This is a genomic window from Alteribacillus bidgolensis, assembly GCF_002886255.1.
Classification (GTDB): Bacteria; Bacillota; Bacilli; order Bacillales; family Marinococcaceae; genus Alteribacillus; species Alteribacillus bidgolensis.
Map to the genome: position 1 here is coordinate 2,454,360 of NZ_KZ614149.1, position 13,025 is coordinate 2,467,384.

Consider the following 13,025-nt stretch of genomic DNA (forward strand, 5'->3'; position numbering starts at 1 on the left):
GGTTCAAGTAAGTATGTAAAGTAGGGGAAAATTGGAATATAAAAAAGTACAATCTTCAGCTGAGGTTAAGGAACTTCTGTTTCGTCCGCGAAAATAACGGAAGTCCTTACCTCCTTTATTGTGTTTAAGTGCGTTGCGAATAATTGCGTGCATTCGGACGCCCTACACATTGAAAACAGCTCCCCCGGGAAAAAGAGAGCTGTTTTTATTAAGGCCGTTTTGGTGTATTTGAAAATTTATTTACAAGCTTTAACATCGGGCGGTAACTATGGCTAACCAATCCGATGCGTTCTGCCATCAGCTCAATTCCAATAAGGAGCATCATCATAATAACAAGAGATACCCACAAAGTAGAAATGGTGAAAATAACAGCAGATAAACCGAAAAATGCGCTTAAAGCGTATATTATCAAAACGGTTTGGCGATGAGAATAACCAAGACGCAGCAGACAATGGTGCAAGTGTGACTTATCAGGTGCTGCGAGCGGCTGCTTGTTTACGACACGGCGGATAATCGCAAAAAATGTGTCGGAAATGGGAACCGCAAGAATAATGACCGGTACAACGAGAGAAAATATGGTTACGTTCTTAAAACCCAGCAGGGATATAACCCCGATCATAAACCCTAAGAACAGGGCACCGGTGTCTCCCATGAATATTTTTGCCGGATTAAAGTTGTGCACCAAAAATCCTAACGTTCCACCTAAGAGTGCAATTCCAAGGGCAACAATAAATATGTCTCCCTGGATAATGGCAAGCACAGAAATCGTTGCCAAGACAATCGAAGAAACACCAGCTGCAAGACCGTCCAAACCATCTATAAGGTTGATGGCATTGGTAATTCCAATAATCCATAACAAGGTGATCGGTATGCTGAACCAGCCAAGCTCCAGCCTTCCATCAAACGGAAGGTTAATAAACTCGACCTGCACGCCCCCTGCTACTACTATAACGGCTGCAGCAATCTGGCCGAGAAGCTTCCATTTTGCTGATAACTCGGTAAGATCATCGAGAAAACCTGTCAAAATGATAATGGTCCCCGCCACCAGAATGTATGGCATATACGCATTTTCCGGCTGTAAAATCAACAGCCCGGCCAAAAAAGCAGCGTATACAGAAACTCCTCCTATTCTGGCCATAGCACCTTTATGCACTTTTCGATGATTTGGCTGATCTGTTGCTCCAATTTTAAATGCTAATTTTTTTACGAGTGGAGTTAAAAACAATGATATTAAAAAACATGAAATTAGTGCTAATGCGGTCGTCATTTTGACCCTCCTTCATTACCGTTTCCTAAACTTTGATCTTTTATAATACATTTTTGCATTTTTTTATGGTAAAAAAATAAGACGATTTGGTTTACAAATTATCTATAAATCTAGTCGAATTTTACATATTGGTTTAATCCACTTCCGAATTATATCATAAAATGTTCCAACTCGGAGTTGTTCACACAAATTTACAAGGATTTTTCACTTCTTTTCACCCTGTTATGTTAGACGATACCTTGAAGGGAAAGGTCACAATTAATCTACATATATTTATGATTTTTTTTCCTTTCTATACCATTATTTAGTGGTGATGTATCTTTTATACTACCAATAGAGGTGGTATAATGCACTAGAAATAACATTCTATTAATCTTTTATATTCTCTTTCCTTTTGTAAAAACAAACACTAATTTTTTCGAAAAAAGGAGGTACGTATATTATGAAAAAATGGTTTTTCGCCGGAGCAGCAAGTTCCATTATCGCGCTTGGTCTAGTTGTAAAAACACCAGCTGTTGCTCAATCAGAACCTGTTCTTGCCAGCGTCGATTGGGTAATCTCTCAAATTGAACCGTTAGAAGAACGTATTGAAGGCCTTGAAGACCGCATTGAAGAGCTTGAAGGTAAAGTTGAAGACCTAAAAAATGAACAGGAAATTGACTAAGTTCCACCCTATACATAGAAGAAAGGATTAATAATAATGTATAAAAACATGATCGGAGCTCTTCTTTCTGTTCCTCTGCTCGCTTGGAGTGCTGGCGGGGCTGATGCAGCCCAACCAGAAAACTTATACGACGAGCCGATGACGATCAAACTCATTCCATCTCATAATTTTAATGTGAATATTCACGGTTCTTATGAATTAATTGATTTAGAAGATGGCGAATCTGTGGAGATCGATAATGACCTGCAATTTCGTTACGGAACCGAAAAGGTTACTATTAAACTATCCGACGATGTAAGCGAAACCTCTTCAGAAGGTTATGTACTGCAGGAGGACGGGCCTTCTAGCAGCAACTATGTTGCAATTTCTTCGGTAGAACGGGCAGGTACTTCCTTTCAGGAAACGAACTACCGAGGATCGTTTATCATAGAGCCGGAAAAAAAACGGGATCCGGGCGGAGCAGATGATGCGGAAGAGCAAAACAAAGACAATGATGATGAAGAGAAAACAGTAGACCGGCTGCAGCTTTATAACATACTTGACTTAGAAGATTACTTAAAAGGCGTGGTGCCTTATGAAATGTCAGCTTCTTGGCCCAGCGAAGCATTAAAAGCACAAGCTATTGCTGCTAGAAATTACGCAAAAGTAAATATGGATGCCAATGATTTTCTCTATGATACTGTGACTCATCAGGTTTATCACGGTCTTTCTGGAGAAGCAAGTGCTAGTAATGCTGCCATTAGAGACACAGAAGGTTTGTATGCTGTACATAACGGCTCGTTAATCTACACATATTTTCATGCCAGCTCCGGCGGTTATACGGAGAATAGCGAAAACGTATGGAGTAATGAAGTTCCATATATTAGAGCGGTCGATGACCCTTATGACACTCACAGTGCAAACTCTAATACGAGCTGGACAGTCGATCTATCAAGAGAAGATGCAGACGATGCGATTTTTCCAAGCAGCAATTGGGAGCTTACCGAGCTGGTAATTATCGAAAAAAGTAATGCTGGCCGTGTGCAAAAAATGAGAGCAACTGGCAGTAACCGAGAGACAGGAGAAGAGCAAGTCAAAACCTTGCCAGAGAACTCATCTCCAGATTCACTGCGCTGGTCGCTTGGCACTACGCTGAAAAGTACAATGTTTGATCTTAGTGAAAAAGAAAGCAGCGGTGTAACAGTAAAAACAGCCGATGGAACAGAAGAATCCTATGACAGTGCCATAGGAATGGAAATGCGCCTAGGCGACGGTTCTGATGAGGTCGTTTCTTATGCAAATCTAGCTGTCCGCACATCTGGCGGGGTGGAATATGTAGGAACCGCTCCATCTTCTTATACAATAGAAGGAAAAGGATACGGACACGGCCTTGGCATGAGTCAGTGGGGTGCGTATAAAATGGCTCAAGACGGTCACAGTTTCCGAGAAATTTTAAAGCATTATTATACAGATATCGATATCTTAGAGAGATAGATTCATAGAAAAAGAGCTGGCGCGTATTTATTACGTGATCAGCTCTTTTTGCAGGTATTGAAAAGGTTTCGATATGATAGGCAAGTGCTGTTTTTAATTTTTGGTGGCGTTGTTTGTTGTATGTTTGGGCAGATTTGTGCCTGTTTTTTCGAGATACACTCCTTTTTTCGTGTTTTATGAATAGGTTTGTTGATTTTATGTATTCAGCAAAAGAGGATATGATTTTTGGGTCTCGCCCCGCATATTTACTTCAGCAAGTGGTAGATTGCTTTATTGAGTTATACACATGTTAGTAATTTATATTTTACTGGCCTGAAGTTATGCACAACGATGTGTTTTGGTCTTATGTTGGAATAATTAGCAGCTGCCTTTATTCACAGAATTTTCTAAGTTATGCACATGGTTTCTTTTTTTATGTTCTGCTTTATCGGATTTATGCACCATTCTCTTTCTTCTATGTATTAGACTCCCAACTACTGCCTGGGGTCTGATGCCCTGTAGAGAGAATCCGGCTCTCTTCTCTTTTTTTCCACCGTCCTCTTTGACTTATGCACATCCTTCCCTTTTTTATGTGCCACTTTCCAAGATTTATCCACCATTCTCTTTCTTTTATGTGCCAATTACCTCTTTCCCTGCACAGGGGTCTGGCCCCACATATTTTACAGAGAGTACACTATAGACGGATGCGCTTTCTACGACTTATGCACGTGCTTCCCCTTTTTTATGTATAAATACTCAACAGCGGATATAAAGAAAACCGCCCTTTTTAGGACGGTTTTCCATTTATTCTTTAAAATAATCATCCATCGTTCTTGACATAAACAGCGAGAATTGAGCGCGGGTTGTGGTTTCGTTTGGGCGGAATGCTTCTCCTGCTTCCGATGTAATTTGTTGGTCGGCTATGATGTTGATTTGTTCAAAGTTCGGATAAGTTTGATCTATATCTGTGAAACTATGTACAGCTTGAGCGTCTGGTAAGTCATACGCACTTACTAATAGTGCTGCCATTTGCGAACGTTTTAAGCCTTCTCCTGGCATCATCTGGCCGTCGTTTCCTTTCATAATTCCGTGGTACTCCAATGCTGCCAGCTGGTCATAGGCATGATTTTCTTTACTTACATCTTCTGCTTGTATTTCATAATCGTCCGGTGCATCTAAATCCAAAGCGGATGTTAGCATTTTGGCTGTTTGGGCACGGGTGATGGTCTCGGATGGACGAAAGTAGCCATCACTAAATCCACTAATAATTCCTTCGGATGCTAAAAACTGGATTTCTTCAAAAGCATGGTAATCTCCTGCGACATCCGGGAAAATAGGTTCATCGCTAAATGATGGCTCTCCTCCAAGCGACTGTAAATCTTTTTCTAAATCATTTAAGCGCTGTTCGGTGTCATCTATATCGCCTTCTACTTCCGCTACCTGTTCTTCTGTCCAATCTGCACTTGCTGCTTCCTCTGACTGATCAGCTTCTGCCTCGGAACAACCGGCGAGAATTGCCGCTCCAAGCAGGCTTCCCCCAAGCAGCACACTTTTCAAACGAAAATACATGTCTCCCCATCCCCTTTCATGAAAAAATAGATTATCACTTGCGGCCAATGCCGTGATAAATAATGCCTTCTGCTTTTAAGCTTTCTTTATCAAGCGCATTTCTTCCGTCCACTACGACCGGCTGCTTTAAAGATTCTTTCCATTGTTTCGGAGTTAAGGACTTGCATTCGTCCCATTCTGTTACTAAAAATGCGGCGTCTGCTCCATTGATAGCGGCCAGTGCACTGTCTACATATTCGACCTCGTCTGGCAGCATTTTTTTTGCATTTTCTATTGCGATCGGATCAAACGCACGGACAGCGGCTCCTTGCTTGATTAAATCTTGAATAATTTTTACCGAAGGAGCTTCGCGCATGTCGTCTGTATTTGGTTTAAATGCGAGACCTAATATAGCAATGGTTCTTCCGCTGATATCTCCATCAAAAATACGGTCTAGATGCTCTACCATTCTGCGGCTTTGTATTTCGTTTACATCATTTACAGCCTGTAATATATTAGGCTGATACCCTTTATCTTCAGCTAAGTATTTTAATGCTTTCACGTCTTTTGGAAAGCAGGATCCCCCGTAGCCGATACCGGCATGCAAAAATTTTGGTCCAATTCGATGATCAAGGCCCATTCCTTTTGCGACTGCATGAACATCGGCTTCATATAAATCGCAAATATTTGCTATTTCATTAATAAATGAAATTTTTGTTGCTAAAAAAGCATTTGATGCGTATTTAATCATTTCTGAACTGCGCGAATCGGTTACCACAATATTTTCTGTAAGCGGAAGATGCAGCTCTTTTAACATGCTGGCTGCTTTTTCTGAAGACGTGCCAATTACGACGCGGTCTGGATGAAAAGTATCATGTACCGCAGAGCCTTCACGCAAAAATTCAGGTACGGAACTAACATTAATATTAACTTCCCGTTTTTTCCGACGTACTATTTCTTCTACTTCCTCCGCTGTTCCAACGGGTACGGTGGATTTATTCACAATCACTTTAAACGTGTCATCCAATGCTTCTCCAATTTCCTCCGCCACGGCGTACACGTAGGACAAGTTCGCTGCACCTGTTTCCGTTTCCGGTGTTCCAACCGCAATTAATATGATATCCGCTTCTTTTACTGCTTGCGTGAGGTTCGTCGTAAAAGCGAGCCTGCCTGCGTCTTTATTTTTTCGTACCAGCTCTTCTAGTCCTGGTTCGTATATTGGAATTTCGTTTAGGTTCAGTTGATCTACTTTTTGTTCGAGCTTGTCTACACAAATGACATGATTGCCAAGTTCTGCAAAACAAGTACCAGATACAAGTCCAACATATCCTGTCCCCACAACGGCTAAATTCATCTCTTCACAACCTTCTCTTTCACTTTTTCCGTAATATCTTCTATTTCCTGAAATCTAAGTACTTTCATTAATATGATAAGTATAATCGCTGCTGCCGCTGCCCCTGCTAAAAGGGAGATATAAGAGCCTCCAGCTGTCATAATGGACTTCCAGCCAAATAAAACTGCTCCAAATAGTATAAGGAGAGTAAGGAGTTTCCCTATGTCTTTTCCCCATTTGACATCGGGTGCCTTCCGCAATTTTAACATAAATTGGGTGCCTAAAAGGAGAAGACCAAAGTTGCAAATGGATGCAATCGATGTTCCCCAAGCTACACCAGCTGCACCGTAGGAATCTATCAGTAAAAAATTGATGCCGACATTAATGCCTAACACCGACACTAAACTCACAATAACCGGAAAAACCGATCGTTCATATGCGTAAAAAAACCGGGTGACATATAAATTGGCTGAATGAAAAAACATGCCAATAACAAGGATCTGCAGCAATGGTGCTGCCATATTTGTAGATTGCTCAGTAAAATTTCCATATTGAAAAATGACACGGATAATCTCTTCTGCGTACAGAATAACAAATACAGCAACAGGTAAAATAGACAGCCCCATCATCCGCAATCCTTTAAAATAAAGCGTACTGATTCCGGCTTCCTCTTTTGCAGCTACTTTTCTTGAAAGGAGCGGATAAATAACTGTAGTGACCGCCATCATTAATACACTTTGCGGAAGCTGAACAATTTTTGACGTGTAATTTAAGGCTGCAATATAGCCGTCTTCAAGCCATGAAGCAAACATACGATGAATAAGAAAATACAGCTGCAAGGTTGCCCCGCCAAGGAGGATCGGTCCTGCCATTTTCATCGTCCGCCACGTTTCTGGACTTTTATTAAGACGTAAACGGAACGTAAAGAACTTTTCGCGGCGGATCAAATAAATAAGAAACACACACATAAGCACTGCACTTATTAACGCTCCCCACGCATGCGCAAATGCGCCAATCCACGGATAGAAGATGACGGCAATACCAAGAAAAGAACCATTTAATAACAGTGTTCCCGCTGCTGCCCAAGAAAAACGATTATTCACATTCAAAATACCAGTAAACCACATAGAAAGAATTAAAAAGAACGTCGCAGGCGCCATGACGCTGAATAAATCCGTCGTTAACTGAAACGTTTCTGCTTTCATTCCAGAAAACAGCAAGGCAATGACTTGCTCTGAGAAAAGTACAAGGCCGCCGCTGAACAAAATTAATACGAGGGAAAGCCAGCCAAATACCCGCTCGAGATACTGTTTTTGATCAAGAGGGGCGTCTATTTTGGTGTATACAGATATAAATGCTGTCGTAATGGCTCCGCCGACGACAACATAGAAAAGGTTCGGCAGCGTATACGCTGCGACAACACTGTCAGCAGCCTCCTCTGTACCAAATTGATAACCGATAACAACCTCACGGAAAAATCCTATTAACCGTGAGAGCATGTTAATCACAGCTACGGCCCCGATCACTTGTAATAATTTTTTTCCTTTCATTGCAAACACGTTCCTTTCGGAGGACAAGCCCCCGCCCCTACACTCGGTCGATAAAGTCTTCAAGCATGTGAAGAATTTTTTCTTTTCCGCTTTGAAACGGGACCGGTTCAAATGTTTCCGCTCGTTTCAGGGCCTGTTCTACCTCTGCTGGACTTTCTGTACCGATAATATGACCGGCTGAATCGAATTGCTCGACTATTTCTATCTGATGATCGTCATTATGCTCTCCATGCTCTGCCAGCCGCGGGACCGCAATAACAGATTTTCCTTTTTTCACTCCCGTGATAATCGATCCTGTACCGCCATGAGCAATGATAATCCGTGCTTTATCAAACGTTTGGTCCATTTCTTCAAAACTCATAAACGGCACCAAATTCAATGTTTCCGATTCATATTTCGTGTGGCCGTTTTGTACGAGCACGTCTTCTGTAATGGTTCCATCTTTAACGAGATACTCGATTTCATCTAATAAGCGCGTGAAAGGAAGCTCATGCGTTCCTAATACTACAAAGATCAATAGATGGACCCCCCATGTATTGCTTTCGGGTAATGTTCAAGCATCGTTTCCCATTGGACAATAAATAAATCAGCAATAGGATAAACAAGCTTTCCTGAAAGTGTTGGTGACGATGTTTTAGCAAAACTTTCAATAAAAACGACTTTTTTACGGAAAAGCTTCGCAATATAACACATTGGTACGGCGGTATGGACCCCTGTGGTGACTACCACATCCGGCCGCTCCTTCAAAAATATGCCGAGTGATTTAAAACAGTTAAACGAAAATTTAAATAGATAGCTGATCGGATAGTTGCGAGCTCCATACACGAGAAATGACATCGGATGCTTTTTTTTCATAGCAGCAGTTACTTCTGTTTTTTCCGTCACTAAGTAGTAATCATATTTTTCAAACAAAGGCTTTAGCTGCATTAATTGTGTTAAATGGCCGCCAACCGATGAAATAAACAACACTTTTTTACGTTTTTTGCTCATGTTATTCACCCTGCCTCTGTTGTGCATTCTGATAGATGGTTAAAACGTTTGCTGTAATGTTCTCCGCATCATTTGCTTCAGCTTGCTGCTTGCCGTTATTCACGAGGATTCTTCTATAACTCTCGTCTCGGAGCACTTTCTGTATGGTTTCTGCAAGCGAACGCGGATTTTGCGGCTCTGCCACCGCTCCGGCGTCACCAGCCAGCAAGTGCATCAAGCCGCCTGTATCCGTTCCAGCTACCGGTGTCGCACAAGCCATGGCTTCCACTGCTACTAATCCAAAACCTTCCATGTGCGAAGGCAGCACGAACACATCGGCCGCGCTCATCCAGTCTGCTACTTCGGTTTGGGATTTTGAGCCTTGAAATTTGACGTGTTCTGTCAGGTTTAAAGCTTGAATCCGCTGCTTCAGCTTTTCAAAGTATTCTTCTTGTTTCGGCTGCCCGACCACATGCAGTACTGTTTCTGGCATATTTTCCCTCAAAAGCGCAAGAGCTTCAATTAAGTCGCCAATCCCTTTTTCTTCAATAATGTTTCCAACATACAGAAGGTGTTTTTGATCAGGAGAAAGTTTCAGCATTTCCCGCATTTCCTCTTGCGGGCGCGGATAAAACACTTTGCGGTTCACTCCCATACTAAAAACCGATACCTTTTCTTCTGGCACGTGAAAATGGTGAAGCACCTGCTCCTCTAAATCACGCCCGACAACAATCACATGTGCGGCGTCACGTAAAATGCGTTCTGTCTGCTTTTGAAAAAATGCTCCTTTTTTTGCCATCTTATTAAGGTCGCCGCCGTGACAGGTTACCACATATGGGATGCCGTAACGTCGGTGGAACCATCGTGCAATCATACCGGATGGAAATGCATAATGAGCGTGGACTACGTCATATGATTTTCCGCCAAAAGCAAGACGCTTTGCTGCTCCTAGCAGCCATGAACTATATTTTTTCAAGACATTTTTTTTGCCCATTTTTGGATTGTTTATTGCTGCAACGTCTACTTCATTTCCTTGTTTGGACAACGCTTCTACTTGATTTTTTACAAAGATGCCAAACGTCGGGGCAGCATGTGAAGGATACATATTGCTAATAACTAGAATTCGCATTTCATTATTCCTCCGTATGTGTACGTTTGAACCAATTCACTGAAATACCAAGGAAAAGCCAGAAAAATAATGCAATCTGATGATTTTCCCAAGCCGTCGACAAGAGCCCCATAAAAAACCAGGCAACACTAAATGTAATGATGAAAAGACCGAGCCAGCGTTGTTTCGAGTCATCAGAGACTGCCATTTTCCCGCATGTTTTCAAAATCGCTGTGATGATCAATGCGAGTAAAATAATCCCGATTACTCCGTATTCCACCAGGACATACAATGCGTTATTATCGACGGTTGTCATCGTCGTTGGAAGGTCTTCGTGCATAAACTGATGAAACTTCGAATCAAAAAAGAAGGCTGCGTTGCTGCCAAACATTCCAGGTCCCACACCAAAAACAGGGCTGAATGTAAACACAAGCAGGCCGCTTAACACAATTAAGTAGCGGTAGTTTTTCGATAAATCCAGTGTATATAAGTTGCGTTGGGCAAATCCTTCGAAAAAAGTAAGAGCTAGTCCGTACCCCGCTGCAAAAACAACAAACAGTCCAATCGAGGCAAACAGCATGATCCGAAATGCTTTGTTTTTTCTAAAAATCAATCCTATTAAACCAAAGCAGGCGATTAAAGCAAGAAATGCCTGACGGGAAAATGTCAATCCCATACCAGCCAGTAAGACAAGCCCGATCAATCCGTAAATCATTAATTGTTTTTTACTAAGCTGCTGGCGGAATACAAAGATATACATCGCAAGCAGAAGCAGAATAGCAACTAAATATCCCCCGAGCGTATTACTCGAATCCATCAGTCCAAACGCTCTAATTTCTTCTCCGATAGAGATGCTGCGACGCTCTTCTGTGTTTCTAAGCGGTAGTGGAATGCCCAGGATAATTTGAAATATCCCAATTACCGCCTGCATAACGCCGAGCCCAAGAATGATATGAAAAAGCCGTTTCACCCAACGCTCTGGTATATCCATGGCCAGCAAAATGAAAAACAGGATTAAAAACTGAAATAAAGCGCGCACCCCAAATACACCTTGCGCAAACGGTACATTATTAACAAACAAACTAAATAACACAAAACCAAAAAAGATAAACAGACTTTTGTTTAAAGGATTTTTCATTTTTTCTATTAAATGTTTTCGCCCTATTTCAGGATGAAAAAGAACGACAGCTGCCATTAAAAGCAAAAGCCCTTCACTGGCGTATCCTAGTAAACTCGGCACGATAGGCAGCCAATTATTCCAAATGCGTGTAAAAAGCAATTCAAATGAAGTCCAAATTACCAATAGTACCGTTCCCATTAATAGAAATTGATTTGCTCTCTCTACTGGCAGATACCGATTAAACATACGTTGTCACACCATTCGTTTCTATATTTTCACGAGAAACAGCTGCTATTTTCAGCCGTTTTGACTCTCACCTTTTTACAAAAATGGTGAGAGTTTTTTCATTTTAAAGTCTATCCATATACGTAATCTTTCTGACGCTAGAATCCTAGCAGTTTCATGCCTTCTGCTGCTTTTTGTTTCAGCTTGTTTGAAACTGCTGTTGTGTTTTCTTGTAATTCCAGCCATTTGTTTTCTGCCTGCTCAAAAGCATGGAAGATACCGTGTTCTTTATTCTGCAGCTTGTCTATCGAGACAGAATATGGCTCTTTTTCTATTTCACTCATGAAGTCTTTTACTTTTTTATGGTATTCCACGCCAATAACGGGTGTTTCAGCGTTAACTGATAAAATGAGCGAATGCAGGCGCGTACCTATAATCAAATCCTGTGCAGAGGCTATGTTCACTATACCTTCCGGCGGCAGGTTGTCTTCTACTATGCGGCAATGTTTCTGCTGTTTCATTTTCGCAGCGATATCTTTTGTCACCTGCACATCTTCTGGATATTTTGTTGAAAAAAAAGTCACTTTGACCCCTTTTTCGGTAATGAGACGATCAAGAGAAGCAGCCATCCCGTTTAAATATCCTTCATATTTTTCTATATCAGGCGTCGGCCAATACTGCTGGCTAAAATAAGGAACAGCGGTTACCCCCACCTTCTGAATGGAGCTTGTACGGTGATGCGGCTCTTGAACGGGAACGGAAAAAGCTGGATCATAAATAACTTCCACATTCTTTTGGACGCCAATTTTTTTTAAAAGTTGCTTTGATTTTTCATCACGGACCGCCACCGAGGAAGAGGCCTGAAGCAGTTTTTTAATAAAAAATTTCCCTGGAGCTGTTGTGATCGGTCCTGCCCCTACCCCATGTACAGCGACGCGGCACCCGCTGAACTTCCCCGTTAAACCAAGAACACTGTATAAAGGAGCATCGCGCTTATACATATCCATTAACAAGCCTCCTCCGCCGATGATAAGCAGATCGAGCTGTTTCATGACTTTCCGGCTTTCTTTTATCGTTTTCACACCAGATTTTAATACATTTCCTTCCTTATACAACAGGGGAAAAGAAGCGATACCATGTCTTGCTTTTGTGTTTGATGGATCATTACTAAACACGACGATATCTTCTTTTTCTACTTGACCAGTATTTGTTAATTGATGAAGCAATCCAGAAAGAATCGCTTCATCCCCATTGTTGTTATGGCCGTAGTTTCCTATAATTCCAACCTTCATAAGTGTACGTACCTAACCTTTTCTTTTAATTTATGTATAGAAAATAAGCTTTTCATTCACTCAAGACAATGCTGCGTGCCTCCTCGGATAAGACACGCAGCATACGTATATTACCATCTTCTCTATTATACACCCCCGCAGCCAGCTAGACTAGTTTCGATTTCTTGTCAAAAGAGATGGAAGGAACATTTGAAGGAGAATGTGAGAATAGCACGATTTTCAAGTTTAACGAGTAAATTATTGGGGTATGTAAACCGCTTACTATTTTTCTTTTTTGATTCAATACTTTTTGTACTTCTATTCAGCACTTCTCTTACTTTATTCAGATCTTCTTCCCTTTCTTTTTGTGCTGCTAACTTTCGATTCAGGGCTAGAAAAGCTTGGCTTACCGCCATGTAAAGGAAACCGCCTAAGTTAAAGGAACTTCTACTAAAAACGCACACGTCCTATGTGCAACGTAGAAGTCACCACATCCTGTGGAAGTACGTCCTGTGGCA

General features: G+C 41.5%; 12 protein-coding genes. 2 read left to right on the forward strand and 10 right to left on the reverse strand.

Annotated elements, in window-relative coordinates; genetic code table 11:
* Positions 1-208: 208 nt before the first annotated feature.
* Positions 209-1,267: a glycosyltransferase family 4 protein gene (locus CEF16_RS12310; RefSeq protein WP_091580836.1), complete on the reverse strand. Its 1,059-nt coding sequence runs from the start codon at positions 1,265-1,267 to the stop codon at positions 209-211.
* Between the two features lie 442 nt (positions 1,268-1,709).
* On the opposite strand from CEF16_RS12310, the gene CEF16_RS12315 reads away from it, so the two are divergent.
* Complete coding sequence (locus CEF16_RS12315; RefSeq protein WP_245917852.1) at positions 1,710-1,931, forward strand: hypothetical protein; 222 nt, start codon at positions 1,710-1,712, stop codon at positions 1,929-1,931.
* Between the two features lie 36 nt (positions 1,932-1,967).
* Positions 1,968-3,404 (forward strand): SpoIID/LytB domain-containing protein, encoded by a 1,437-nt coding sequence (locus CEF16_RS12320; protein ID WP_091580833.1) that lies wholly within the window; start codon positions 1,968-1,970, stop codon positions 3,402-3,404.
* A 783-nt stretch (positions 3,405-4,187) separates the two neighbouring features.
* On the opposite strand, the gene CEF16_RS12325 is transcribed toward CEF16_RS12320, so the two are convergent.
* From CEF16_RS12325 to CEF16_RS12365, 9 genes are all read right to left on the reverse strand, one after another.
* Complete coding sequence (locus CEF16_RS12325; protein WP_091580830.1) at positions 4,188-4,952, reverse strand: S-layer homology domain-containing protein; 765 nt, start codon at positions 4,950-4,952, stop codon at positions 4,188-4,190.
* A gap of 34 nt (positions 4,953-4,986) precedes the next feature.
* Positions 4,987-6,285 (reverse strand): UDP-glucose dehydrogenase family protein, encoded by a 1,299-nt coding sequence (locus tag CEF16_RS12330; protein ID WP_091580827.1) that lies wholly within the window; start codon positions 6,283-6,285, stop codon positions 4,987-4,989.
* Complete coding sequence (gene murJ / locus CEF16_RS12335) at positions 6,282-7,814, reverse strand: murein biosynthesis integral membrane protein MurJ (protein ID WP_091582036.1); 1,533 nt, start codon at positions 7,812-7,814, stop codon at positions 6,282-6,284. The genes CEF16_RS12330 and murJ overlap by 4 nt, the downstream gene beginning before the upstream one ends.
* Before the next feature lie 37 nt (positions 7,815-7,851).
* Positions 7,852-8,331 carry a PssE/Cps14G family polysaccharide biosynthesis glycosyltransferase gene (gene pssE / locus CEF16_RS12340; protein WP_091580824.1) on the reverse strand — a complete coding sequence of 160 codons (480 nt, stop codon included), beginning with the start codon at positions 8,329-8,331 and terminating at the stop codon, positions 7,852-7,854.
* A complete protein-coding gene (gene pssD / locus CEF16_RS12345; protein WP_091580821.1) occupies positions 8,328-8,804 on the reverse strand; it encodes a PssD/Cps14F family polysaccharide biosynthesis glycosyltransferase in 477 nt (158 codons plus the stop codon). Before pssD ends, pssE begins: the two co-directional genes overlap by 4 nt.
* A 1-nt stretch (position 8,805) precedes the next feature.
* Complete coding sequence (locus CEF16_RS12350; RefSeq protein WP_091580818.1) at positions 8,806-9,912, reverse strand: glycosyltransferase family 4 protein; 1,107 nt, start codon at positions 9,910-9,912, stop codon at positions 8,806-8,808.
* A gap of 4 nt (positions 9,913-9,916) precedes the next feature.
* Positions 9,917-11,257, reverse strand: coding sequence for an O-antigen ligase family protein (locus tag CEF16_RS12355; protein ID WP_091580815.1), 1,341 nt, complete (start codon positions 11,255-11,257; stop codon positions 9,917-9,919).
* A gap of 137 nt (positions 11,258-11,394) precedes the next feature.
* A complete protein-coding gene (locus tag CEF16_RS12360) occupies positions 11,395-12,528 on the reverse strand; it encodes a polysaccharide pyruvyl transferase family protein (RefSeq protein ID WP_091580813.1) in 1,134 nt (377 codons plus the stop codon).
* 167 nt (positions 12,529-12,695) lie between these two features.
* Positions 12,696-12,923, reverse strand: a complete 228-nt coding sequence (locus tag CEF16_RS12365; RefSeq protein WP_091580810.1) for a hypothetical protein — start codon at positions 12,921-12,923, stop codon at positions 12,696-12,698.
* Between the last annotated feature and the right edge of the window lie 102 nt (positions 12,924-13,025).